The sequence below is a fragment of the Leeuwenhoekiella sp. H156 genome, assembly GCF_052218455.1.
Classification (GTDB): Bacteria; Bacteroidota; Bacteroidia; order Flavobacteriales; family Flavobacteriaceae; genus Leeuwenhoekiella; species Leeuwenhoekiella parthenopeia.
Window position 1 is genome coordinate 270,411 of sequence record NZ_CP197499.1, and the last position, 26,505, is coordinate 296,915.

At 41.1% G+C, this 26,505-nt stretch carries 22 protein-coding genes and 1 tRNA gene; 17 read left to right on the forward strand and 6 right to left on the reverse strand.

What is annotated here, in order from left to right; genetic code table 11:
* Positions 1-8 precede the first annotated feature (8 nt).
* The 3 genes from ACSSS3_RS01085 to ACSSS3_RS01095 form a co-directional block, all read right to left on the reverse strand.
* Positions 9-1,910 (reverse strand): hypothetical protein, encoded by a 1,902-nt coding sequence (locus ACSSS3_RS01085; RefSeq protein WP_442846101.1) that lies wholly within the window; start codon positions 1,908-1,910, stop codon positions 9-11.
* Positions 1,911-2,803: 893 nt separating this feature from the next.
* A complete protein-coding gene (locus ACSSS3_RS01090) occupies positions 2,804-3,934 on the reverse strand; it encodes a GAF domain-containing protein (protein WP_442846102.1) in 1,131 nt (376 codons plus the stop codon).
* Positions 3,935-3,936: 2 nt separating this feature from the next.
* Positions 3,937-4,314, reverse strand: coding sequence for a response regulator (locus ACSSS3_RS01095; RefSeq protein WP_442846103.1), 378 nt, complete (start codon positions 4,312-4,314; stop codon positions 3,937-3,939).
* Between the two features lie 357 nt (positions 4,315-4,671).
* On the opposite strand from ACSSS3_RS01095, the gene ACSSS3_RS01100 reads away from it, so the two are divergent.
* On the forward strand, positions 4,672-5,409 hold the full coding sequence (locus ACSSS3_RS01100) for a hypothetical protein (protein WP_442846104.1): 738 nt from the start codon (positions 4,672-4,674) through the stop codon (positions 5,407-5,409).
* A 946-nt stretch (positions 5,410-6,355) separates the two neighbouring features.
* On the opposite strand, the gene ACSSS3_RS01105 is transcribed toward ACSSS3_RS01100, so the two are convergent.
* Both ACSSS3_RS01105 and ACSSS3_RS01110 read right to left on the reverse strand, forming a co-directional pair.
* Positions 6,356-7,678, reverse strand: coding sequence for a PA14 domain-containing protein (locus tag ACSSS3_RS01105; protein WP_442846105.1), 1,323 nt, complete (start codon positions 7,676-7,678; stop codon positions 6,356-6,358).
* Between the two features lie 2,123 nt (positions 7,679-9,801).
* On the reverse strand, positions 9,802-11,334 hold the full coding sequence (locus ACSSS3_RS01110; protein WP_442846106.1) for a hypothetical protein: 1,533 nt from the start codon (positions 11,332-11,334) through the stop codon (positions 9,802-9,804).
* A 280-nt stretch (positions 11,335-11,614) separates the two neighbouring features.
* Here ACSSS3_RS01110 and nhaC point away from each other — a divergent pair, with 280 nt between their 5' ends.
* The 11 genes from nhaC to ACSSS3_RS01165 all read left to right on the forward strand — a co-directional run bounded on the left by nhaC (position 11,615) and on the right by ACSSS3_RS01165 (position 22,104).
* Positions 11,615-13,096, forward strand: coding sequence for a Na+/H+ antiporter NhaC (gene nhaC / locus ACSSS3_RS01115; protein ID WP_442846107.1), 1,482 nt, complete (start codon positions 11,615-11,617; stop codon positions 13,094-13,096).
* Between the two features lie 322 nt (positions 13,097-13,418).
* The gene (locus tag ACSSS3_RS01120) at positions 13,419-14,057 is read left to right on the forward strand and encodes a peroxiredoxin (RefSeq protein ID WP_442846108.1); all 639 of its coding nucleotides are present in this window, start codon (positions 13,419-13,421) and stop codon (positions 14,055-14,057) included.
* A 23-nt stretch (positions 14,058-14,080) separates the two neighbouring features.
* Positions 14,081-14,395: a thioredoxin family protein gene (locus tag ACSSS3_RS01125; RefSeq protein ID WP_228230353.1), complete on the forward strand. Its 315-nt coding sequence runs from the start codon at positions 14,081-14,083 to the stop codon at positions 14,393-14,395.
* Positions 14,376-14,624: a DUF6952 family protein gene (locus tag ACSSS3_RS01130; RefSeq protein WP_442846109.1), complete on the forward strand. Its 249-nt coding sequence runs from the start codon at positions 14,376-14,378 to the stop codon at positions 14,622-14,624. The genes ACSSS3_RS01125 and ACSSS3_RS01130 overlap by 20 nt, the downstream gene beginning before the upstream one ends.
* 171 nt (positions 14,625-14,795) lie before the next feature.
* Positions 14,796-15,296 carry a thiol peroxidase gene (tpx, locus tag ACSSS3_RS01135; protein WP_442846110.1) on the forward strand — a complete coding sequence of 167 codons (501 nt, stop codon included), beginning with the start codon at positions 14,796-14,798 and terminating at the stop codon, positions 15,294-15,296.
* Complete coding sequence (locus ACSSS3_RS01140) at positions 15,296-15,667, forward strand: diacylglycerol kinase (RefSeq protein ID WP_442846111.1); 372 nt, start codon at positions 15,296-15,298, stop codon at positions 15,665-15,667. Before tpx ends, ACSSS3_RS01140 begins: the two co-directional genes overlap by 1 nt.
* Positions 15,668-15,789: 122 nt before the next feature.
* Positions 15,790-18,183 carry a DNA translocase FtsK gene (locus ACSSS3_RS01145; RefSeq protein ID WP_228230357.1) on the forward strand — a complete coding sequence of 798 codons (2,394 nt, stop codon included), beginning with the start codon at positions 15,790-15,792 and terminating at the stop codon, positions 18,181-18,183.
* Positions 18,176-18,841 (forward strand): LolA family protein, encoded by a 666-nt coding sequence (locus ACSSS3_RS01150; protein ID WP_228230358.1) that lies wholly within the window; start codon positions 18,176-18,178, stop codon positions 18,839-18,841. The genes ACSSS3_RS01145 and ACSSS3_RS01150 overlap by 8 nt, the downstream gene beginning before the upstream one ends.
* A gap of 6 nt (positions 18,842-18,847) precedes the next feature.
* Positions 18,848-20,461, forward strand: a complete 1,614-nt coding sequence (locus tag ACSSS3_RS01155) for an LptF/LptG family permease (protein WP_228230359.1) — start codon at positions 18,848-18,850, stop codon at positions 20,459-20,461.
* 72 nt (positions 20,462-20,533) lie between these two features.
* The gene (gene ribB, locus ACSSS3_RS01160; RefSeq protein ID WP_442846112.1) at positions 20,534-21,679 is read left to right on the forward strand and encodes a 3,4-dihydroxy-2-butanone-4-phosphate synthase; all 1,146 of its coding nucleotides are present in this window, start codon (positions 20,534-20,536) and stop codon (positions 21,677-21,679) included.
* 71 nt (positions 21,680-21,750) lie between these two features.
* Positions 21,751-22,104 carry a hypothetical protein gene (locus tag ACSSS3_RS01165; protein WP_442846113.1) on the forward strand — a complete coding sequence of 118 codons (354 nt, stop codon included), beginning with the start codon at positions 21,751-21,753 and terminating at the stop codon, positions 22,102-22,104.
* On the opposite strand, the gene ACSSS3_RS01170 is transcribed toward ACSSS3_RS01165, so the two are convergent.
* A complete protein-coding gene (locus tag ACSSS3_RS01170; RefSeq protein WP_442846114.1) occupies positions 22,099-22,728 on the reverse strand; it encodes a nitroreductase family protein in 630 nt (209 codons plus the stop codon). The two genes, ACSSS3_RS01165 and ACSSS3_RS01170, sit on opposite strands and share 6 nt — an antisense overlap.
* Before the next feature lie 195 nt (positions 22,729-22,923).
* Here ACSSS3_RS01170 and ACSSS3_RS01175 point away from each other — a divergent pair, with 195 nt between their 5' ends.
* From ACSSS3_RS01175 to ACSSS3_RS01195, 5 genes are all read left to right on the forward strand, one after another.
* The gene (locus ACSSS3_RS01175; protein WP_228230363.1) at positions 22,924-23,586 is read left to right on the forward strand and encodes a SanA/YdcF family protein; all 663 of its coding nucleotides are present in this window, start codon (positions 22,924-22,926) and stop codon (positions 23,584-23,586) included.
* A gap of 89 nt (positions 23,587-23,675) precedes the next feature.
* Positions 23,676-23,760: transfer RNA gene (locus ACSSS3_RS01180), tRNA-Ser, on the forward strand.
* Positions 23,761-24,045: 285 nt separating this feature from the next.
* Entirely contained in the window at positions 24,046-24,657 is a 612-nt protein-coding gene (locus ACSSS3_RS01185; protein ID WP_442846115.1) for a DinB/UmuC family translesion DNA polymerase, read from the forward strand.
* Positions 24,658-24,755: 98 nt separating this feature from the next.
* Complete coding sequence (locus ACSSS3_RS01190) at positions 24,756-25,718, forward strand: hypothetical protein (RefSeq protein WP_442846116.1); 963 nt, start codon at positions 24,756-24,758, stop codon at positions 25,716-25,718.
* A 216-nt stretch (positions 25,719-25,934) separates the two neighbouring features.
* Positions 25,935-26,387 (forward strand): hypothetical protein, encoded by a 453-nt coding sequence (locus ACSSS3_RS01195; protein ID WP_442846117.1) that lies wholly within the window; start codon positions 25,935-25,937, stop codon positions 26,385-26,387.
* Positions 26,388-26,505: the final 118 nt, after the last annotated feature.

Consider the following 26,505-nt stretch of genomic DNA (forward strand, 5'->3'; position numbering starts at 1 on the left):
CAAGTTAATTATGGCCCTAAATAAACAAAGACATTGGTTACAATACTTGCCTGAGAAATGTCTATTGCGGTATTTGGAGAACCTGCATTCACAGTCACTGAATGATCGTGATTACCTGAAGATGCCGTGTTTTCCTCGTCGTCAACATATTGTGTAGCATAGGGTACCGTAATATTAGCCCCAGTCCTGAGATTAACTCCTACAAACTCTGTACGGGTATCGTTAAAAGAATGGGCATGATTACCATTAAGCGATGTATTTCCTGTTAAAGTTGGAATATTTTCTGCTGATAATATAACTAGGTTATCATTCAAGTTTCCTGCTTCATCACCCATGTTTTGAGAACCATCGTTTGCCTTTAAAACTCTATTCCTTGCATTTGGTAAATTCCCACTAAATCCCAGACCTGCAGCAGCAGCTTGAGCATTTGTAGGTAAAGTCACGACTGCTCTTCCATCTAATAAGTACCATCCATTATGATCTGTTACCTGAAAACTGTGTTTTACATCTCCAGCACTTACAGCAGGAGCATTTTGCCAGCTTGCGTTACCGTTAGCATCTGAAGTAAGTACTTTAGCCGCACCCTGATTTCCATCTACATATCTCAATGTCCCATCTACCTGAAGTCTGGCTGATGGGGTGTTGGTTCCTATACCCACATTTGCATTGCCTCCCAGAATCAAGGTGTTATCCTGAGTGGCGTTACTGTTATAGCCAATAGCAGTAGCGTTTAAACCAGAGGCTCTTGCCCCATTTCCCAGGGCCATAGATCGTTCACCGGTTGCGCTTGAATTTTGGCCAATAGCCGTAGCTGAGTTATTGTTTACACTGGCCGTGTTACCAATAGCGATAGCATTACGCCTTCCCGTAGCAATAGTTGCTGATGCCCCTATCGCAATCGAATTGTCTCCGTTTGATTCAGCACCAACCCCAAAAGCAATGGAGCTCTGATTGCGTGCAGCTGCATTTACGCCTATGGCTACAGAAGAATTTCCCCGGGCATTGGTTCCTGTTCCCAAGGCTATACTACTCGCAGCACTGGCCGTTGCTCCATTGCCAAAAGCACTGGTCTCCGTATTAGTTGCCTGCGCATTATACCCAACTGCTATACTTCGATAACCTGTAGCATCAGAATCGGCCCCAACTGCTATCGACTCATTTTGCTGAGTTCCGGCATTCGTACCAATAGCGATGGAGTTTTGACTGCTGGCCGTCGTCGTATTACCTAAAGCAATGGCATTGTTGGCTGAGCTTTGTGCTCCTAATCCCACTGCTATATTCTGAAAATTGGAAACCGCATTTTTACCTATGGCAATAGATTCATTGCCGTTAGCGTCGGCATTATAACCCAGAGCAACCGCATCCTGATTGGCCTCACTCGAATAGCCAATGGCTACTGAATTGTTGGAGATTACGTTAGATTCATATCCTAATGCGATACCTCCACGAGGACTAAGCCTACCCATCTGACTGTTATTGACTTTTACAAAAAGATCATTGTAGGTTGTTGTTCCTAAAAATGTGGAGCCGTCATTGGTTACCCCAGTGAGGTTGTTTCCGTCTAAAGACCAACCATCGGAAACTCCTGATGCCTGTACAGCTATCCACTTATTGAGCGCATCATTAAATACATACAATCCAGCAGCAGAAACATCTGCGGTCTGACCGCCTGGGCTTGTTGCTGCCGCTGTGATGTAAACCAGAGCTCCCTGCTGCTCTTCGGTATAGGTTTTAGCGGCGAGCTGATCCCCGGTCATACGAGGAGCGGCAATTCCATCTAAAGAATTTACATCTGTAGGATTTCCAACTACATCGAGCGTAGTTTTAGGATCTGTAGTGCCTATACCCACCTGAGCATAGGCAGCTGAAAAAAGACAAAAGAAAAGTACTACGAATACATTCGTTTTCATTAGGGGACGGTTTGGGGACAAAGTAGATTTCCTACCTTTTGTTATGTTTTTTACAAGTGTAATTATACTATTAAATCGATAAATGCAAGTACAAAATCAATAAAATACACAGCTAACCCCCTCATAAATTGTATGTTATACATTAAAAAAATGCCGAAAATCAGAATAAATTATGCATTTTGTTTAACATCTCAGGCATTTAAATAAACAAAATGCGACATTCGTGTATCTAAAATGATTTTTTCGCAAAAATTAAGGTATCCCTATTTTTTTAAGTTAAATACAGAAATCTTCCCAATGCAACACCTTTATTATTCGTACTATTTTTACAAAATGAGCTTATAAACTTAAAATCGCAATCCTAAGATTGGGCTCAGACCATCACTATATGTTCATGATAAGTTCCTAATGCGCCCTGTAATTACCTGAAAACAGTCAAGAAACTGCGTCAACGGATATCGTTTTTATTAATCTACGGAAATTGAAAAAATTATTTAGTGAGTGACAACCTGGTTTATTGAAAGAAAAATCGCAAAATACAATCTGTTTATAAATTAGGTACTTTAGATCTATTCACGGCCCCGCCCTACCCGGCCCACACTCACCCCGCAGTGAGTCCACACTGAACCCACCTCTTGCCATACTTTTTGTAAACCTGAGATGGAAGTAGTCTAAAACTGGTTTAAACTTAACAGTAACCTGCAATGGCAAAATTAGATCCCAAAGATGGACTGGTAGGCATTATAACCTGCAGTAACCGAGATCTTACTCAAACACAATTAATTTCGATCACGGCCAGAATCCTTTAGTTTAAAGCGAGAAGTTTTGGCTCATTTTAAAACCAAAAAGCAACTAATCTTTATACTATTAAACAGTATGGGTTTTACAGGTTATTAATTAGTGCTGTTCAGACTGTCTATCTTATCCTGATATTCAGAATTCATACCTACAGTATATTCTTCCAATTCGTTTGCTGCAAAACCAACTAACTTAACAAGCTCTAATTTTTCTTCAAGAGATAATTCTTTTTCGCTTTTCAATAATTCGGAAAGCCCGATAATCGTGGTAAGCGGTCTCCTCATGACATGTGAAATGTCAAAAAGAATTCTTCTCAGGGCCTCCTGATGCTCTTTCTCGTGTGTTATATTCTTGACTATACCATGAATCATCCATAAATCTGACGTCTTTCGTTCACTAGAAAAAATAAGTCGATACCAGACATCTTTACCATTTTCAAGCTTCTGCAAATACTCCAGCTTTTCCTCTCGTTCTGAATTTAGGCTCTTTAAAAAGGATCTCATCATTAAAAAGCGATTATTCGAACTTACCTTACTTAAAATAACCGGTATCGAAATTTCATCCAAGCTGGTATCCAAATGCGGATACAGTTTGGTCATTCCTTCACTTATAAAGTTTATTTTAAAGCTATTTGAGTTCTGCATAAAACTCAGTTCAAAAAGCGCATTCTCATAAAAGGATTTATTAGTCATCTGCTTTAAAAAAGACTCCATTTTCTCCAAATTAAAAATGCGATTGCTGCTCTCCTGAAGTACCTTTTTCTGGGTTGAAATAATAGCTCTTGAATTTAGGTGAAACATCGCCTTACGCGATAAAATCTCCATACACCTGAGTTCATCCTTACTTAATGCTCTGGGTTTATTATCTATGATACAAAACGTACCAAAAACTTCATTCTTACTGTTTTTAAGGGGAATGCCTGCGTAAAACCGAATATTGGGATAACCTACTACCAGTTTACTTGCCTTAAAACGCGAGTCATTTAAGGCATTAGTTACCACTAAAGGTTCATTAGGGTTATTCAGCGTATGATGACAAAAAGAATCCTGTTTTAAAGAACCATCTAAATCTAAACCTATCTTTGATTGAAAAATCTGACGGTCCTTTTCGAGTATTGATATTAACGATATAGGAGTCTTAAACAGGTAACTGGCTAAAAAAACCAGATCATCCAACTCCTTTTGCGGCTGGCTATCTATAGCCTCATAATTGATACGATTTTTCAAGTTTAATTCTTCTTAACTAGTAAATCTTTGAACACTTCGCTTTTTACCGGTTTATTTAAATAGCCCGCTATTTTATACTTAGACGATTTATCCGTATCGTATTTATCTATCGAACTCGTTACAATATAGATATCCATTTCAGCAAAAGACCTTGCAGAAGTTTCTAATTCATCTAAAAGCTCCCAACCATTTATTCCTGGCATGTTGATATCTAAAAATAAAACATCAGGGAGGCGGTTTGTAAGCAGCAAAAATTCCAGACCTTCAAGTGGGTCTAAAATTCCTTTACTGTTTGGAAACCCCAGCTTATTTAAAATTCTTGTAATCATTAGATGATATATAGGATCATCATCAATAATAAGTATGTATAAATCGGGCATCTACTTAAACCGTAAAAACTAATTAAAAGTTATAATTTTTAATTAAATAAAACCAGAAAAAATGCGGTCTGTCAGCAAAAATAGTTTTTTATCGATTATTAACTCCTATTTCACACACTACTTCCTACTTAAAAGCTATCGACATTAGGATTAAAAAGAAACACCCTATTACTAAAATTTTTATCTTCCTATCTGGCATATTGCGTATTGTATTATCATAGTTATCGTGCATCTGCTACCACACTCCAACCACAGTGCTACCACACTGCAACCACACTTTACCACAGTTTTTGTGGGTGAAATTGGTTGAAATCAAGTAGCACTCTATTATCATATATAAATTAACACCTCCAGGCTATGGCAGAGCTCGATTCCAAGACCGGCCTTAAAGGCAACATCGGTGATCTCGTATTTAGAAATGTGAATGGTAAAACCATTGTACAGTCACGGCCCGATACCGGCGGTAAAGCCCGAAAAGGACGCGCAAAACAAACCGCTACCGATTTTGGGCGCGCCTCCCAAATCACCAGCAGCCTTATGAGGGGATTACGTCCTTTTCTTAGCAAAATGTACGATTCCCAGTTTTTTAACCGCTTTCGCAAAGCAGTGTATCAGGGAATGAAAATGAACGACAGCCTCCCCCAGGGCAGTCTGGATCTCTGGCAGGGGGAGCCCACCGTATTGGAAGGTCTGGAAGCCGATCTGAAAAATCAGTATCCGCAATACGTGCAAATGCCCGGACTGGAGCTGAAGCTTGAAGCGGGTAGTCTGGAAATCAGCGTACCTGAATTTAAAGCAGATAACCCCCTCCACTGGCCGGTAAAGGCCAGTGAGGCTGAACTGGGATACTGGATCAGCGTCTATGACTCCAAAACCTACCACGTGCTGCGTCACGAACTTTTTCGTATTCCCATTCCGCACAAAACGCAAAGGATCCCTGCAACCAATTACACCACGACTGCATTGCCTGCAGAGGCCCTGCTTTTAGTTACAGCGGGGGAATTGTACTATACGGCAGACTTTCGTTTGGGGAAGGTATGTATGAATTCAAAAGCTTTTAATCCTACGCAGGTGCTGAAGGTGTTTAGGACATAATCTTTTAAGATTCTTTATAAAATTATTTTCATGAGCTATTAATAATTAAGTGCACAAAAGTCACTTGATTAGAAAGTTACGGCCTATCAGGAGGTTCTCGTGAAATTTGACGTGAGCGCAACGTCGCAGGCGGTTCTGTTTGAGGCCGCCAAAGCGGCCGAGTTAAGCGCATGCAGTGCAGCGAACAATAAATTTAGAGAACCTCCTGTAAGCCTAGATTTTCTTGCCCGGCTGACTAGACGGGTTGTTTCTTTTTTGGGCGATGCAAAAAAGAAAGGGAATAGGAATTGAAGTTGTTATTACTCTTCTTTACTCGCATGATTAATGGAGTACCGAGTGTATGGGATTTGCAGCATCACATTAAAATTTGCGTTGGTATTTTATGTTCTGTTCATTTTCTTTAGTTAGCTATCGCTTATTGATTTTGGAGCTTATGAAGCGCGTAACTCGGTTTGCTAGTCCGAAGAAATTTATTCCAAAGATACTCAGGACAGAGCTTCAAAAATTTTTAACGGGGCACCACCGCTATACTGACCAAAAGGAAACCTGCTATAGCATATTTCTGCAAAGGAGAATAGTTCCAACAGGGTCTAACTGTTCATACTTAACCGGAGGGAGAGCTATTCGTTTACGTTACGGGAAGTAGGTGCTCAAAGTAGAAAAAGAAAACTACCTGCACGCGATACAATCGCGCGCGAACAAAGGTTTGTAGAAGATGGCTTAACACAGCGGTATGCCATCCACAGGACAAGGGATTTGCGTAGTTTTTAAGGATGTAAAAAAATCCTTACTCCAAAGCTTCGGGAATGGTTTCCAGCCGCATCAACTCGCTCAATGACATGCTTTGACATATCAGGACTAAAGAACAGAAATACAATTGGTAGTTAGACTTTTTAGAAACCCAAACCCTAAAGTCTGATAATTTGTGTAGAACAAATTCTTACTTCTACTCAATGGTAAACTGATTGGCTTGAATCACGCCTGAATTACCATCTGGATTTGTTCCCCAAGAAAAGGAGAACTCCTGATTGGACGTAAATTCGTAATACCAAAATTCAAATTTATGTTTGCCTTTTGCCAGCGCTATGGGTTGTGAGGTTGTTGTATTAGCACCTCCATTAGCCCAGTCGCTTAAGACTAATGTTCCGTCTATATAAATACGTGCCCCATCATCTGAACGCTGTGTAAAACTAAATTCTCCAGTATTTTTAACCAGATAAGTGCCTACAATTTTAACGACAAAGCCTTCACCATCACTAGTAGGATTTAGAACCGAAACTCCGGAATTCGGGAGACTTAAATCCCCATTGTACACTCCAGATTTAGTAACTACCGTATCCCTTTCCAAATCATTAAGATCCGGAGAGGTGGTATTAGGGATATCATAGGAATAAAACTGCATCCCAAAAGGCATCTGGTATACCACAGCGTCTTGCCAGCTTGCGTTACCATTAGCGTCTGAAGTCAACACTTTACCTTCATCATCCCCCGGCGAAGCATCTACATATCTGAATGTACCATTAACCTGAAGTCTGGCAGTAGGATCATAAACATTGATCCCTAAGTTACCCTCCGGGGTCAATCTCATTCTATCTTGATTGCCATTAGTCTGAAAAACTAAATCTGAAACATTATCTGTCCCATTGCCCCTGTAAAAACTGGCTATAGACGACCCTAAATAACCCAAATTGCCATTATACCTGGGGACAAATGTTATCCAACCTATATTATCTCCATTTTGAAGGTTAAGTGGGGCTTCAACTGTTCCTCGCGCTTTTCTTAAGCCAAAAAAGCTCGTAGTGGCGTTAGAATAGCTATCTATCATCACATCATCCAGGTCATTATCATTTGAGGAATGCTGAATATGCAGTATACCTGTAGGATTAGTTCTTCCTATACCCACTTTTCCCAGAGTATAGAGATTATCTGTATTAAGGGTCGCGGGATTCGTTGTACCTGCCTCATTCCAGGGTTCGATTGTACTATTTACCGGCAACCAACCGGTCGCGCCGGCATCCCAATAGTGAAATCCTTTAGAAAAAGAACCATTATCTGCGATCAAGTAAACCAATTGACCATCTACTGTACCACTGGATGTTAAGGCATTTACTCGAGGAACCAGAATACCGTCGGTTTCACTAACTGCTCCAAGATGATTAGAGCCTCTGATATCTAACGTGGTTTGCGGCTGTGTAGTTCCTATACCTACCTGAGCATAAGTCCAGGAAAATAGGCAACAAGAAAACACAACGATGAATTTCGTTTTCATTTAGGGGGTGGTTTAGGGATTCAGGATATTAACTCCTGATTGTTATGTTTTACACCTGCAATTATACTATAAAATCGATAAATGCAAATACTAAATCGACAAAATACACAGCTAATCCCCTCATAAATTGCAGGTTACCTGCGTAAAGAATACCAAAAAACAATATGTCTTTTTACATTTTTTTTTAATAAATAATGTTTTTCTAAACAAAACTTCTGAATAATCAATCAAAAATGATTTTTCCATAAAAGTTAAAGCATCGCTATTTTTTAAGTTAAATCCAAGAAATTACCTGTTTCAATGAATTAAATATTCGCCATAGTTTCCTAAAAACTACTTTAACAACCTAAAATCATAATTCTAAGATTAGGCTTCGACAATCACTATTTTGGCCTGATAAGTTCCTCATTATCCCTGTAAGAACCCGAAAACATTCAGAAAACTGCGTCAGCAGATCTCTGTTTTTCTGAATCTAAGTGAATGGAAAACTTATTTAGTGAGCGACAACCTGGTTTATTGAAAGAAAAATCGCACTGTTTAATCTGCTCTTTTTTCTATTATTTTCAGTGTATTCAAACCAACTCACTTAGAAGAGCTGCTTTTGTGCTCGTTTATTTCAGAGAGGCTTAGTGTACAGATAAGAATTAAAAAAACATGACTTTGATGGAAATGTTCTGTTTTCATTATCCATTTAGCTGATATTAATCACTAAAGCCCTACCGAATTCACTTCAGTATCACAACAGGAATTACGCTGCACTAGCTTGTTCTGTTCATTTTCTTTAGTTAGCCATCGCTTATTGGCAGGAGTTCGCGAACCTCGTACCTCGGTTTGCTTGTCCAAAGAAATCCCTTCGACAGATGCTCAGGGCAGGCCTTCGACTTATGCTCAGGGCAGGCTCACCAAAAGAAAAGACGCCTTTTGGGTCGATATTTTTCGCCTTAGGGGGAAGACCGCAGCGATGCCCCTGAATTCTCTGCAAGACTCGAGAATTTTTAACGAGGACTTCTCGGTATGCTGAAGAAAAAGAAAACTACCTGCACGCGATACAATCGCGCGCGAAGGATGAGTTGTACTCTAATTAAAAAGCAGAAAAACATCCCTCCAAACCTCCCTTCAAAGGGAGGCTTTAAGTTTAGTAAGAACAGACTCCCTTCCTTTGAAGGAAGGGCTGGGGATGGATGTTACCTGAAACGCTCTTCAATTTATAATATAAGCCTGTCGGGCAGCTTTGATTATCAAGAATGTCATTTCGATCGTATCACACGGAAGTTGCTCGTCAGGAGAATTAATAAGACACTAAGAAAGTCAATTAATACATCAGTACCGGCCTATCAGGAGGTTCTCGTGAAATTTGACGTGAGCGCAACGTCGCAGGCGGTTCTGTTTGAGGCCGCCAGAGCGGCCGAGTTAAGCGCATGCAGTGCAGCGAACAATAAATTTAGAGAACCTCCTGTAAGCCTAGATTTTCTTGCCCGGCTGACTAGACGGGTTGGTTCGTTTTTTCATCGATGGAAAAAATGAACAGGAATATGAATCGAAGTTATAGGTTCTAAATCATCTTCCGTTCATTTTCTTTACTCGCATAATTATTATCTCACGGAAGCTCATAAACTCAAACACCAAAAATCAAAGACTTGCGGGAGCGGGTGCTTAAGGAAGAATGGGAACTACTATTTGCAAGCGATACAATCGCGCGCAAACAATGGGCTTACCGGTCCAAAGAAATCTATTCCAAAGATACTCAGCGTAGACTTTCGACGATCGCTCAGGGCAGGCTCAAAACAAGAAATGACACTTTTTGGATAAGTATTTTCGCCTTGAGGGCAAAACCGCAGCAGTATCCCTAAATTTCCTGTAAGGCTTCGAAAATTTTTAACGGGGACTTTTCGATATGCTGAAGAAAAAGAAAACTACCTACACGCGATACAATCGCGCGCAAACAATGGGTTTACTGGTCCAAAGAAATCTATTCCAAAGATGCTCAGGGCTGGTTCACCAAAAGAAAACTTTTTAAGTATATATTAGTAAAGAGGAATATATTAAAAATTAGAAATAGTAAGCCAAAGACGAACGTATCTAACTGTCACCAAAATATTTATGAATTTTAGAACTAAAACTATTTAATAATCAATACGTTTAAGAGACAGCGAAACAGTATTGGCAATTAAAAACATATTTACGCCAGAATTATTAATTGAATATGTCATATAGACTCTCTCATTTGCAGCGAGTCTCACTAAAACGGACTTACTTATATGAAATCTTTCATCATGAACGGGATTGTCACCCCAATCTATGGATGTACTTTTATTAATTTTTGTAGCTGCTCCACTACTAAAACCTTTTCTTAAATAAATATTAATATTCCCATCAGAATTATCATTTATAAAAATTCCGTAACTATATGTGATTTCATATACTCCAGCTTCATTTACCGCTATGTAGTCGGTAGGTAATGTACTATTTATTGATACGTTTCTGTTCAGCCCTGTGTCTGTACTATTGAACGTTACATTTGCAGTTCCATTTGAAATTGTAAGGTTTGAAGTTCTGTCAACCTCTCCGTAAACTTGATTTATAGGTGTTCGCCAGTCAGCTAAGCCATTAGCATCTGATGTTAAGACCTTGCCTGCTCCCTGAGTTCCATCCACTATTTTAACGGAACCGGCTACATGTAGTTTTGTAGAAGGATTGTTAGTACCAATCCCGACATTTAGATTATTTCCCAAAATTAGCGTATTAGGATTAGGGGCGTAAACGTTATTGCCTATAGCCACCGCATTCGTGGCCTGAGCCTGAGCAGAATTACCAATCGCAATCGCATCTGATCCTGAAGTATAGGTTGATTTACCTATTGAAATGGCGTGATCACCCTGAACCTGAGAACTTTGACCAATTGCAATCGCTCCAGTTTTATTCGCAAAGGCTGCATCCCCGATAACTATTCCATAAGTCCCCTGAGATTGTGTTGATCTCCCAACGGAAATTGAATTATTACTATCTGCATCCGCTTCACTTCCGATTACAATTGAGTTATTTGAACTTACTCTTGAATTGTATCCTAAAATTAAACTATTAGAGGCTCCGCCAGCATCATAATCAGAAGCATATCCTAAAAACACATTATTTGCGGTCGCTGCATAATTATTAGCACCAGCAAGTTCTCCTAAGTAAACCGAATTTGAAGTGTTTAAGGTTTCTATCTGACCTCTTAAAGTAATTCGAGTTTTTAAAACATTGTTTATTTTAATTTCTAAGGGTAAATTATTTAAGCTACCCAAAAAATTTCCGGAACTGATCGTATTGCCCGTCGGCTTCCAACTATCTCTTGAACTTGATTTTAAGGCTATCCATTTATTTTGAGACGAACTATATACATAAATACCCTCTTCGGTGACATTTGACGTCTGTCCACTAGGGCTTGTAGGAGCAACTGTAACATAAACCAAAGCAGCATTTTGATCTGAGGTGTAAACTTTCGCCTTTAATTGATCACCCGTCATTCGAGGTACAGCTACTCCATCAAGAGAAGTCGCATCTGCTGGTCTACCGGTAACATCAAGGGTTGTTTTTGGTGAGGTAGTTCCAATACCAACCTGAGCATGAGTTGCAAAAAATGCAAATAATGCAAAAATTATGAAATGGGGTTTCATCAATAAGTAATTATCTTCGTATTTTATCTTGTTTTTGTATTCGTTTGACTAGAAATCAGTGAATTATACAAGAACAAATGTAGGACAACAAAAGTAATTAACCTATTAAATAACAAATATTTACGATGAAAGATTTCCTGATATAAAAATTACTCATTTTTTATTTGTTTAAAGATTACCCTATGAGTTTCAAGCATTCAAAACTTCTTAACATAAGCGATCCTGTGTTCTTAGTATTTCATTCATAATCCTTAAACTTGTACAAACTATATAAAAGATCATGACAAATCAGGATGCGGAAGAGCGTAACGAGCAAATTGTAGAAAACAGAGAACTCAGCATTTTTGAAGCCCTGATCCCAATACTCGCATTGGTAGGCATGCTGGCTTATAATGTTTTTGTGTTTGGTGATGATGCCCTAAGTGGTTCTAACCAGTTTATCTTACTTCTTGGTGCTGCGGTTGCCGCAATTGTAGGTTTCTTCAACAAAACCTCTTTTGAACTGATGATGGAAGAAGTCGCCCTCAATATAAAATCAACCGCGGGTGCTATTCTCATCCTCCTGCTGGTGGGGGCTTTGGCCGGAACCTGGCTTGTAAGTGGCATCATCCCCACGATGATTTATTACGGTATGCAAATCCTGAGTCCGTCTATATTTCTCGCAGCCTGCGTGGTGATCTGTGCCATCATTTCGGTCGCTACCGGAAGCAGCTGGACCACCTCGGCCACTGTAGGTATTGCACTTATAGGTATTGCCAATGCCCTGGGTATATCTCTTGGCATGACCGCAGGAGCTATTTTATCGGGGGCTTATTTTGGGGATAAGCTTTCACCCCTAAGCGATACAACAAACCTAGCTCCTGCCATGGCGGGTACCGATTTGTTTACGCACATACAGTACATGCTATACACCACCGTGCCCTCTATAAGCATCACCCTGCTGGTCTTTATTATTATAGGTTTTAGTGTAGAGACCACAGGCCCCGCAGACAGCAGTGCTATTTTAGCCTCTATTGATGAAGCTTTTAATATCACGCCCTGGCTGTTTCTGGTACCGGCTCTGGTTATCTTTTTAATCATCAAAAAAACACCTCCCCTAATCGCCTTACTGGCAGGTACACTTTTAGGTGGAATCGCTGCGCTCATTTTCCAACCGGATTTGGTTGCCGGTTTGGGCGGAAGCACCAGCCTGAGTTTTGAAAGCGGCTACAAAGGGATTATGAATGCCATCACCGTTGATACTGCTATTGAAACCACCAATGAAGATCTCAATGACCTTTTTGCTGCCAGCGGAATGGCCGGGATGCTGGGCACCATTTGGCTGATTCTTTGCGCCATGACTTTTGGCGGTGTTATGGATGCCATTGGGGCGCTATCCCGCATCAGTAAGTTTATGCTTAATCTTTTTGACAGCACCTTTGGTCTATTTGCCAGTACCGTAGCCACCTGTATAGGTCTCAACGCCACTGCGAGCGATCAATACCTGGCTATTGTGGTCCCCGGACGCATGTATGCCAAGGCCTATCGCGATAAAGGTCTGGCCCCCGAAAACCTGAGCCGTACACTCGAAGACAGTGGTACCGTCACCTCGGTTTTGGTACCCTATAACACCTGTGGCGCCTATCAAAGCGGCGTATTGGGCGTTTCGGTAGCAGACTATTTTGTGTATGCCATTTTCAACTGGCTTAGTCCGTTTATGACGCTGATTTTTGCTGCCTTCAGTATTAAAATCCGTTCGCTCGCAGATGCCGGGAAGCAGTAACCAGGTCTTTATTTTTACCAAAGCGCTTTAAGTCGGTAAAGCGAAAACCTTATAGCTTCGTAAAGCTTCCGTATTACGGATGTTAAATATTTCTTAACAGTAAACAGGCTGGCCATTTTGCTTTGCAATACCGGCAAAGACAGGCTTCATTTGCTGCATATTCCTGATTTTTCACTCAAAAGCAACATCAATTTGATAATGCTTTCGGACTAAAAAACAACTATAAGAAAAGCCTATACCGGCATAACTTCTACACATTTTTTGCGGTTTTTTTTAGACGATGTGCTGGCTAGCTTTGCACCAAATTTAAAAACAAACAACAATGACATTAGTAGGAAAACAATTTCCAAATCTTGCAGTAGATGCTATGAATGAAATGGGCGATACCTTTAAAATTAACGTTTTGGAGGAAGCTAAAAAGAATAACAAGAAAATTGTTTTGTTCTGGTATCCCAAAGATTTCACTTTTGTTTGCCCAACCGAGCTTCACGCATTTCAGGCTGCAATGGATGAGTTTGAAAAGCGCAATACGATGGTTATAGGTGCTTCTTGCGACACTCCGGAAGTGCACTTTGCATGGTTAAACACTCCAAAAGATGATGGCGGAATCGAAGGTGTAACCTATCCTATTCTTGCCGATACCAACCGCAATCTGGCCAATCGTCTGGGAATTCTTGACATTACAAACGAGCGTTACGATGAAGAGACCGGGGTGCTTACCGTAGATGGTGACAATGTAACCTATCGTGCAACGTATCTTATTGACGAGGAAGGAACCGTATTTCACGAAGGTGTAAACCATATGCCGGTAGGTCGTAACGTAAATGAATTTTTACGTTTAATTGATGCTTATGCTCACGTACAGAAAAACGGGGAAGTATGTCCTGCAAACTGGGAAGAAGGCAAGCAGGCAATGAACGCCAACCGTGATGGTGTAGCTACGTATCTGGCTTCAAATTAATAGAAAACTTAAAAAACTTGACTATGTTAAAGCAACTCGATCAGGATAATCTGGCAGAATGGGTATCGTCTAACGACACCGTGGTGGTGCAGTATATGGCAAGCTGGTGTGGTAACTGCCGTTTGATGAAGCCTAAGTTTAAAAAACTGGCTACAGAACACGAGGATACCGCATTCTTGCTCGTAGATGCTGAAAAATTTCCGGAAAGCAGAAAGCTCGCCACAGTAGACAACCTGCCTACTTTTGCGACTTTTAAGAACGGAAACTTTGTTAACCAGGTTCAGACCAATAAGTTTGAAAACCTAAAAGAACTCGTTGATGAAATTACCAGTAATTAAACATTTGCAAAAAAACAACAGCAACGAAGCCCTGAAACATACTATTGACGTGCTTGAATCCTTTACCGAACACCGTTCGGTAAGCGATGCGGAAATGGATGTTATAGGCGAGTTGATAACCAATCTCTGCGGTGCTGTTGAAATGCATGAGATGATCGCCGGCGGAATGTCTGAACGCGATGCCGCAAACGGCTTTGCTCAGAAAGTTTTAGGTTCGATAGACCGCTAAAAGCTTCAGACTGAACGACGTTTAAAAACAGGTTCAACCCTTTTAAAAAGCTTCTGCATTATGCGGAAGCTTTTTTCGTTTCGGGAAAAGTGTGAAACCAGAAATTGGCATTCCTTTAATTGGCGTTCGTTTTTTATATGCCTACTTTTACGCCTTACAAAACCAAAAATCATGGCAAACATAACTCTGGGTGGAAACCCTACGCATACCAGTGGCGAGCTTCCTGAAAACGGAACGCAAGCACCAGATTTTACACTTTCAAGAACCGATCTTCAGGAAAGTACCCTTGAAGATTTTAAGGGCAAGAAAGTTGTGATGAATATTTTCCCGAGTGTAGATACGGGGGTGTGTGCCGCTTCGGTACGCAAGTTTAATGAAGAAGCTTCTGATCTTGAGAACACCGTAGTGCTTTGCATTTCTCGCGACCTTCCTTTTGCACAGGCCCGTTTTTGCGGAGCAGAGGGTCTGGAGCAGGTACAGGTACTTTCAGACTTTAAAGACGGGAAATTTGGAAAAGACTACGGGCTTTTAATTGCTGACGGGGCATTTGCCGGTCTGCACAGCCGCGTTGTTATAGTGCTCGATGACAATCACAAAGTGATTTATTCTGAGCAGGTACCCGAAATAGGTCAGGAACCCAACTACGAGGCCGCCCTGCGCGCACTGGCTTAATGGAACAACCCAAAGAACCCTTTATTATAAACCGCCTCAAAGCCTTTAAATATGCCTTTAAAGGCGCATTTTACCTCGTGCGTACAGAAGCCAGCATCAAGGTGCAGGTTTTCTGTGCGCTGGTGGTTTGTTTTTTGGGTTTTTACCTCGACATTACCCCGATCGAGTGGTGTATTCAGTTACTGGCAATTGCTTTGGTACTGGCTGTAGAGGGTCTCAACAGCGCCATTGAGAAAATAGCCGATTTTGTGCATCCCGATTACCATAAAAAAATAGGTATTATCAAAGATGTCTCGGCAGGCGCAGTAACCTTTGCCGCCGTCATTGCAGCCATTATAGGTTTTATAATCTATATCCCCTACCTCTTCTAAAATTTTATCGGCAGAGTACCGTTTGATATTTGTATTTTTACGCCCGACTAAAAAAAACAGATGTAACCACAGCTCCTTTGCGAGCTCTTTTATAAGCAGACCTACTAAGCTTAGTACTACGAATGGCCCGAAAAAAAGCGAAAACCAAATCTACGACTCCTAAAAAGCAGCCGGTGAAAATCAGTTTTAAACTGAGTAAACAGCAAAAAATTGTTTTAGGAAGTTTCCTGTTCCTGCTGGGAATCGCCCTTTTGTTTTCATTCCTGTCCTATTTTTTCAGCTGGCAGGCCGACCAGAGTACCCTTAACAGTCTCGGCGACCGCAGCGTGGAAGCTCAAAACTGGCTCAATAAATTTGGCGCCGCTCTTGGTGATTTTTTCATCTACCAGGGATTTGGCATCGCTGCATTTGCATTAGCCGTATTGGTGACTCTTACCGGTTTCTATTACTTTTTTGACCGGCCCAAAAAAAGCCTGCAGGCCTACTGGTTTTGGGGTATTATCGTTATGTTGTGGTTTTCGGTCTTCTTCGGTTTTTTCGCTCAAAGCAATGCGCTGCTGGGCGGAATGGTAGGTTTTGAACTCAACGATTTTCTTCAGGATTATCTGGGACTTATAGGCACCATTCTCGTTCTCGCATTTGTAGCTATCGTCTATCTGGCCGTGAGGCTCAAACTTACACCAGAGCTGGTGGGGCAATACCTTTCGCGCAAGCGCAATGATTTAAAGTCTGAATTTGATGAGCAGGACGACGAGATCTCGTTTGAAGACACCGCTTTTGAGAAAGACAATATCGAGCTTCCCGTAGACGATGCTGCTGATGAAGATTTGGAGGATTTTGAAGAGCCCGTGCTCAAGTCTGCCCCGGCTCCTGCTCCTGCTCCACCCAAGCCCGTGGTCAACGAAGCTCCCAAACCCGCAGCAGACGAAGAGTTTGAGATTGAAATAGAAGAAACTATTGAAGAAGAAGAGGTCGAAGAAAACCTGAGCACCAAACTGGTTCAGGATTTCGGGGAGTTTGACCCTACTCTTGAACTCAGCAATTATAAATTTCCGTCAATCGAGCTGCTTAAAGACTATACGCAGGGTCAGAGCATCACAATAGATCAGGAAGAGCTTGAAGAAAATAAAAACCGTATTGTAGATACGCTTAAAAACTACAAGATCGACATCGCGCACATCAAGGCGACCGTAGGTCCAACAGTAACGCTTTATGAAATCGTACCCGAGGCCGGTATACGCATCTCCAAGATCAAAAACCTGGAGGATGATATCGCGCTTTCCCTTTCGGCTTTGGGGATACGCATCATTGCCCCGATTCCCGGGAAGGGAACCATTGGTATTGAGGTGCCAAATAAAAACGCCCGTATCGTATCGATGCGCTCGGCGATTGCCTCTCCTAAATTTCAAAATGCAGAAATGGAACTGCCCCTGACTTTGGGTAAAACCATTTCAAACGAAACTTTTGTTGTTGATCTGGCCAAAATGCCTCACCTGCTTATGGCTGGAGCCACGGGGCAGGGTAAATCGGTAGGACTTAATGCCATTTTGACCTCATTGCTCTATAAAAAGCATCCGGCAGAGGTAAAATTTGTACTGGTAGATCCCAAAAAGGTAGAACTTACCCTGTTTAACAAAATCGAGCGGCATTACCTGGCTAAACTTCCCGATACCGAAGAAGCCATCATTACCGACAATACCAAGGTTATACATACCTTAAACTCCCTGTGTATTGAGATGGATAACCGCTATGATCTGCTTAAAGATGCGATGGCGCGCAACATTAAAGAATACAATGCCAAGTTTAAAAAGCGCAAACTCAATCCCAACAATGGTCATAAATACCTGCCCTATATCGTGCTGGTAATCGATGAGTTTGCAGACCTTATTATGACCGCCGGTAAGGAGGTTGAAACTCCCATAGCACGTTTGGCACAGCTGGCACGGGCGATTGGTATTCACCTTATTGTTGCAACCCAGAGACCTTCGGTAAACGTAATCACCGGTATCATTAAAGCAAACTTCCCCGCACGTATCGCCTTTAGGGTAACTTCAAAAATCGATTCGCGTACCATTCTGGACAGTCAGGGAGCCGATCAGCTTATAGGCCGTGGAGATATGTTGTTTACGCAGGGTAACGAACTCGTTCGCGTACAGTGTGCCTTTGTCGACACTCCGGAAGTTGAAAAAATAACCGACTTTATCGGTTCGCAAAAAGCCTACCCTGATGCGCATTTGCTGCCGGAATATGTGGGAGAAGAAGGTGGCACAAGTCTTGATATAGATGTCGGCGAACGGGATGCTTTGTTTGTGGAAGCTGCCGAAGTCATTGTAACCGCCCAGCAGGGAAGTGCCTCGTTATTGCAACGTAAACTTAAACTGGGTTACAACCGTGCAGGACGAATCATCGACCAACTGGAGGCTGCGGGCATTGTAGGCCCCTTTGAAGGCAGTAAAGCCAGACAGGTACTCGTTACAGATTTAAATGCATTACATCAACAATTAAATAATGAATAATATGAAATTTTATAAAACACCTGTAATCGCTGCCCTGGTATTTTGGTTTGCAGCCTTTTCTGCAGGATATGCACAGGATACTAAAGCTAAGGCTCTTTTAGATCAGGTTTCGGCTAAAGTGAAGAGCTATGACAATATGTTTATAGACTTTAAATACGGGCTTTCTAATGATGCTGCAGGCATCAATCAGGAAACGCGTGGGGACGTCACTTTAGATGGTGACAAGTACAAACTCAATCTGATGGGTACCATGCAGATGTATGACGGCAAAAAACTGTACACCATTGTTCCCGAAGATGAAGAAATCACCATTTCCACTCAGGATCCGGGAGACGATGACGCTATTACCCCTTCAAAAATGCTGACCTTTTTCAACAAAGGCTATTCCTATAAATGGGATATCGAGCAAAATGTAAGCGGTCGTAAAATACAGTACATCAAGCTTACGCCTATAGATTCTAACAGCGAACTGAAATCTGCTTTGCTGGGCGTTGATGTTCAAACCAAACACATCTACCGCCTGATCATGACTCAGAAAAACGGCAGTAAAATCACCATCACTGTAAACTCATTTAAGACAGACCAGCCCTTACCCGGCAACCTGTTTGTCTTTGACGAATCTAAATACGGCGATTACTACATCAACAGATTAGACTAATTTGTCTTGAAAATACTGGATCGTTATATACTGGTAACCTTTATCAAGAACTTTCTGAGTACGTTCATCATTTTGATGTTCATATTCGTACTGCAAACGGTATGGTTGTACATCAAAGAGCTCGCCGGGAAAGATCTTGATCTGGTTATCATTGTAAAATTCCTGCTGTATTTTTCACCCCGTCTGGTTACGCTGGTTTTACCGCTTACCGTGCTGCTCACCAGTATTATGACTTTCGGTAATTTTGCCGAAAATTATGAGTTTGCCGCGATGAAATCTACCGGGATTTCCCTGCAACGGGCTATGCGCAGCCTTACTGTTTTCATTTTGATCTTAGCCGGGACTTCGTTTCTTTTTGCCAATTATGTGATTCCCGCTGCCGAGTTTGAATCCCTCAATTTGAGGCGGAATATCGCACAGGTAAAACCGGCAATGGCGATTACTAAAGGCCAGTATAACACCATTGGCGAAAATTATGTGATGAAAATCGCCGATAAGGAAGGTGAAAACGGGCAGTTCCTGAAAGATGTGATCATCTACCAGAAAGATCCTTCCCGCACGGGTAATTTTACCGTGATTAAAGCCAAAGAGGCCGAACTCATAAGCGCCGAAGGAGACAATGTACTTTCGCTAAAGCTTATAGACGGTAATTACTACGATGAAGTAGAGCAAAAAGATTATCAAAAGCAAAGACGCGAGCCTTTCGTAAAAAGCTACTTTGAAACCTATACCATCAATATTGATCTGAGCGAACTCGACAATGTAGATATGGACGAAAAAAGCATCGACAATGCCTATACCATGCTTACCGTCTCCCAACTCAACGACACGCTGATTGATATTTCAAAAAACTACAGCAATTACCTGAAATCACGGGGCACAACCGAATTGCGGGAAATGCAATTGCGCCCGCTGGATACCTCCTACCTCTCTAATATTCCGGTAGACACCACCCGGGTTATGGAGGATGAACTGATCAAAAACTTTAGTTTGTCTTCACAGGCACAGGTGTTGCGCGGAGCCGAAACCAGCGCGAAAAATAATATTACCTCCATTAAAGGGCAAAAGACTAACAATCAGGTTAAGATTAAAACCTTAAGCAAATATGAGATTGCGCTGCACGAGAAGTTTGTTTTGGCCTTTGGCTGTGTTATTCTCTTTTTTGTAGGAGCCCCTCTGGGAGCAATCATTCGCAAAGGTGGTCTGGGCCTGCCTATTGTTATTGGAGTAGCGCTTTTTCTCACGTACCATTTTATTGGGATTTTTGCCAAAAACAGCGCCGAAGACGGCAGCGTTTCTGCCTGGGTCGCCAGCTGGTTAAGCACGCTTATTCTGTTTCCACTGGGAGTTTACCTCACCTACAGAGCTACTACAGATCAGGGCTTATTTGATCTGGAAGGCTTTCTCGATCCCATCAAGAAACTGTTTAAAAAGAAAAATGCCGATGCGATTGATCCCGAACAGCCTCTTGCCGATTTTGATTTAAGCAATTCGGAAAAGGCGATTTTGAAGACCAAAAATCAGCGTGAACTTGAAGACATTGTAGCCAACTACGAGCAATACGGGTATACCGAAAAGTTTAAGGAAGCTGCAGAAACCTTACTGAAAAGCTACAATTAACCCCTGTTCTTTTTAAAGCAGGACTGCCTGAAAGCAGTCTAAATTGTACCTTTGCTTCCCTAATACGAATTTATGACCGTGCAAACCCGTCCGCAAAATATTCAGCTTAATACCATTGAAGAAGCTATAGAAGAGATCAAAAATGGTAAGGTAATCATTGTGGTAGATGACAAAGACCGGGAAAATGAAGGCGATTTTTTGGCTGCTTCAGAAACAGTCACACCCGAAACCATCAACTTTATGGCCAAACACGGCCGCGGCCTCATCTGTGCTCCCATAACCGAAGAGCGCTGCAAAGAGCTGAAACTGGAAATGATGGTAGGCACTAACAGCGACCCGATGGAGACGGCATTTACGGTTTCGATCGATTTAAAAGGTCACGGGGTCACTACAGGCATCAGTGCTTCAGACCGTGCAAAAGCCGTACGTGCACTCATCAACCCCGATATTAAACCCTGGGATTTTTCTAAACCCGGTCATATTTTTCCGCTTAAAGCCAAAGAAGGCGGGGTTTTACGACGCACCGGCCATACCGAGGCTGCCATAGATTTTGCACGGCTTGCCGGTTTTGCTCCCGCAGGTGTGATCGTTGAAATTATGAACGAAGACGGTACCATGGCGCGCCTGCCCCAATTGATGGAGGTTGCTAAAAAGTTTGATTTAAAGATCGTCTCGATTGCAGACCTGGTGGCCTACCGTATGCAACACGACTCGCTCATTGTGAAAAAGGAAGATTTTGAACTGCAAACCCGCTACGGCAGTTTTAGGATCAGGGCCTATCAACAAACCACAAACGATCAGGTGCATATCGCCCTGACCAAAGGAACCTGGGGTATTGATGAGCCTGTACTGGTACGGGTAAACTCGTCTTTTGTAAACAATGACATTTTAAGCACGCTTACTCAGGAAAGTGATAAGAAGCTCGAAAAGATCTTTGATCTCATCAACAAAACCGGAAAAGGAGCAGTTGTTTTTATCAATCAGGAGAATGTAGCCAGCAAGTTGCTTTCGCGTTTAGCAGATTTAAAAGAACGTCAAACCACCGAAAGACCGGCAGACTCCTCACCTAAGATGGATTTAAAGGATTTTGGTATTGGGGCTCAGATTCTTCACGATCTCGGGATTTCTAAGATCAGATTACTCTCAAACAGTGAAGATCACAAGCGCGTAGGTATGATAGGTTATGGCCTTGAGATTATGGAGCGCGTGACGTATTGATGAAACTTTTTTGCTTCCGCTGCAACAAAAGGCTTATCTTGAAGTAATTAGATATATACATCTATCGCATTATGAAAAATCTATACTTCTTAGGTCTTCTGCTTCTGGGCGCGTCAGCTTCGGCAGGTGCCCAAACAAATCAAATTCTTCCTCAAAAAGAGCAGGATAGCATTTTACAAAAACTGCAGCAGCAGCCCTTCCCTTCTATCAACAAACCTTTTAAAGCGCTACCTCTTGATCCTGAGCTTTTGAGTTTGGACCACAACCTGGCCTCAAAATCCCCTTTTCAGTACACCATGCCCATCTTTAAGCCTGATGCGATTTACGACAGGTCTATGAAAGTCCTGGAACCGAGCAAGGCTTACGAATATAAAATGCGCATTATAGACCAGCCCGTGCAGAACACACAGCGCGATCAATCATAAATGGATGATGGTTTCTGAAGTAGCGCGGCGCACTTTTTTAAAGTCGGCAAACATATCGTCCTGAGCGCGATAACCCACGGGTAACACCAGAGTACTGGTGATTCCGTGCGAATTGAGCCCCAGGATTTCGTCATACTGCCCGGATATAAAGCCTTCCATAGGACAGGCATCTATTTCCTCGAGGGCACAAACGGTGAGCAGATTGCCCAAAGCCAGATAGGCCTGGTTTACGGCCCATTGCCGGGTTTTTTCGGCATCCTGATTTTCAAACTGCTTTTTTAGCGTCTCCCGAAAAGGTTTCAATATCGTTTCGGGCGTATCGCGCACCTCCTGAACCAGGTCAAAATAAGATTGCACATAAGGCGCTTTTACTTCGTTCTCAACACAAATAACCAAAACGTGAGAGGCATCGCGCACCTGAGTCTGATTCATGGAAGCTTTAACCAGTTGCTCCTGCAGCTTTTCATCTGCAATCACCACCAGACGCAGGGGCTGCAAGCCGTAAGAGGTTGCGGTAAGATTAAAGGCTTCGGTTAAAACCCCGATTTGGGCGGAAGTAAGTTTTTTACTGGCATCAAACTTTTTAACGGCATAGCGCCAGTTGAGGCTTGTGATCACATTCATAAAGCAGATTTTTTTTCAAAGTTAAGACCTTCGCGGGATTATGTGGAGCTATTCTTTTAAAATGGCTTTATTAAATGCGATTTCGCCTCCTTTATTGCAAAAAGCTTACTAATTTTAAAGCCTGCTCGATACCAACAAGCGTACAACCAACGTTAGAGCATAAGCCCTGTAAACAGGCCAGACACGCAACCTACTATGTTTAAAAACAATTTGGTCTTTCTTAAAATTCTGCGGTATTTAATACTGGGGTTTTTACTGATTTTACTGATAACCTCGGGGCTTTCGCTGTACATCAGGCACACGACCAAAGATTATATTTTTGAACGCACTCAGGATCTGCCGGAAGCCTATACCGTATTGGTACTGGGAGCCAGTGTACGCAGCAACGGCGAACTCTCAACGATTTTACGCGACCGGGTCGAGTCGGCCCTCCTGCTCTATTCTCAGGGTAAGGTAAAACGGTTTTTACTATCGGGTGACAATGGCACTACCAGTTACAACGAGCCGGTGGCCATGAAAAAATACCTGCGGGAACGCGGGGTACCTGAGGAAGCTATTTTTATGGATTTTGCCGGCTTTGACACCTACGACTCGGTGTACCGGGCATCCTATATTTTTGAGGTAGACCGGGCTATTGTGGTGACGCAACACTTTCATCTGCCTCGCGCCATTTACATCGCCCGAAGTATGGGGCTTGATTATTACGGTTATATTGGCGACCGAAGAACTTATGGGATGGAATCGCGTAACCGCTATCGCGAAATTGCGGCAAATTTAAAAGCCTGGGGCGAATTGCTTATCGGCAAAGAGCCTCATTTTAAGGGAGATAAAATCCCGATTACAGGTAAAAATAATTAAGCTAAAAATCCCTGTAATTTTTTGGTCGGAAATTGAAAAAACTTTCTATATTTGCACCCGCAATCAGCAAATAGCTGATGAGACACTCAGGAGAAATGGCAGAGTGGTCGATTGCGGCAGTCTTGAAAACTGTTGAGGGTCACACCTCCGGGGGTTCGAATCCCTCTTTCTCCGCGATCAAGCGCAAGGCTTGAAATACTAAAAACCGCCAAGTTTACTTGAGCGGTTTTTTTATTTAAAGACTTAGGCATTTGCAAAATGCTGAAAGTGGGATGTTGGGACAAAATCCCTCTTTCTCCGCTTTCGTTTTGAGGGTTATACGGAATTTATCTTTATATCGAAATCTATCCTAACCTGATACTCCACTAAATCAAAAGTCCTTCAATATATTAAAGAGAGCGATAGACATTTAATACCTGGCAGTTTACCCAGCTACGTAATGAGTACGCAGGCAAAGAAATGAGTATAGACAGGCCCAGGCTTAAACGGGATTTGTCCGGGGAATCTACACTCGGTCTGGAAGAAGTTGCCAAAAAGAAAAACATCGCAGTTACCAGGTCTTTTGATAGAATATACACCGCCTTTGAGGATATTAGAGAACGTGTGGCCACTTATACGAGTAAAGTAAGCTTCAAGCTCCGAAAACAAAACAGCTCCTGCCAACCGGCCTACCTGCTTATACACACCAACCGTCACCGGAAAGATTTGCCGCATTACATCAATGGGACATCGCTACAGATGCCTTACGAAAAAAATTCATCCCTAGTAATAACCAAAGTCGCGATGGCCGGATTAAAGCGTATTTACCGTGAAAGGTATCACTACAAAAAAGCTGGTATTATGGTTATGGGACTTACTCCAGATACACAAAAGCAACTCGCGTTATTTTATAATGAGGATCCCAGGCACCGACTCCTTATGCAAACCATTGACCAGCTAAACAGGAACTGCTTTGATCAGGTAAAGTTTGGCGGCCAAGACTTATCTAAAGTCTGGAAGATGCAGCAGAATCATCTTTCGAAAAGATATAGTACGAGGTTGAATGAGGTTATTGAGGTGAGATGTATTTGAAGTTTTTATAAACATTCTGTTATCACGAATCCTACACTGATAAAACGTATATTTAGTTTTAATATAACAAGTTAGCCACCATATCAACAAACCCTGTGATGAAATGTATAATTTGTGATAAAAATGCAAATGCAACCGGTTCTCATATAGCACCAGCAAGCCTAATACAGAATTGTATTGGAAAACATTATTGGGAAGAATCATATGAAATCGATTCTAAAAATGCTACCGTGGATGTTTATTTTGGAAGAAATAATTTAAAGAATACGAATACCGAAATAAAAAAACACCATCACAAGGTAGATGAGATTTTATGCCAAACCTGTGAAAACAAGTTAGGCAAATTAGAAAGTGAATTTTCTACTGAATTCTTACAAAAGTTTAGAATTGAAAAATTTAAAAATAATTTTCACAGCTATAATCTCGAAACTGGATTTGAAATTACGGAACCTAATAAATTATCAAATCTTAAAATTCACGCCTATATATATTCAATAATCCTTCGCTATTGCAGAGATGTAGAATTTAAAAATGGTCACCTCGTATTGATGACCGAAAGCGAACTGACCAAAATAAAATCATTTGTAAATGGGTTTTTAAACGAGCAAGAGACTGATTATACAAAATCAATAACTGATTTTAATTTAGTAATTGTATTTGACAAAAATTCAGATAAAGGTTCGTTGGTAATTGGTCTCGAAGAATCAGACAACCCATATCTATTCTATTTTTGCGAAGTTATTATTCAATTGTTTACAAAACAGGTTTCAGAGAAAGCAAAATATCTTTTTAACGGTTGCCTAAATTCAATTAATGAATCTAAATCAAAGATTGTTGTTGGCCCAAGTGAATTCTATCAAGATTTAATGCGTCCAGCCCAGAAAGTATTGATGAACGAGATTATTACTAATGGAACTAATGAATTATGCAGACTTAACAATAAGAGTTATAAGGAAAATCTGATTGAATTTAATCATTTAGTTGCCGAATATGAAAACAAAGAAATTGAATTACCAATATTTAGAGCTTTTGAAGATTTAAGAAAAAAATACAGCGGCTAACAACGTATATATCTCATATCTAATCAGTTGCTTAATCAAAGTTAAGGCATATTTGCGAGTCCGCCATTTTTTTTATTTGGCTTATATAGAAAAAAGGTGAGAAGAAAATTAAAAAATTCGGCTCGTGCTAATCGAAAATTAATCGCTAATTCGCAAACTACTAACCATATACAAAACCATTATGTGTAATTTGCAAATTGCAACCAGAACAATAAAATGAAGTTAGAAATTCCAAATTCGTTTCCAGATGAAATGTCGAATGAAGAGATTCAAAATGTAATCTCTGAATGTGCGAAAAGAGTTACCAATGTTACTAAACCTAATGTAAACGTAACTTTAGGAGCCAATTATTATGTTTCAATGATTCAGATGGGTCAATCCGAACTAAATAACCGAATACAATCTGGACTTTTAGAATTAATTGAGAAAGAAAACAAACAAAACAAAAAAGCCACATCTATAAACTGGATTCTTACAGGACTTACAATTATGTTAGCTCTTATAACTCTAAATATTGGCAATAAATCATTGGGCTTTGCGAAATCCGACCAAGAATCAGATGAAATATGGCAATCTCAACAAATTGAATTACTAGAAAAACAAATTCAAGAATTGAGACAACTAAACGAGAAATTGATTGACCGAATTAAAACCGATTCAATAAATTAATCATATATACAAATCAAAAGTATGGATACATAAAAGTGTAGAAGAATTATGCAAAAATAACGGGCATTACAGGATAAACTATACTTTTTTAAACAAACCAAAAGCTGTAGACTTCATA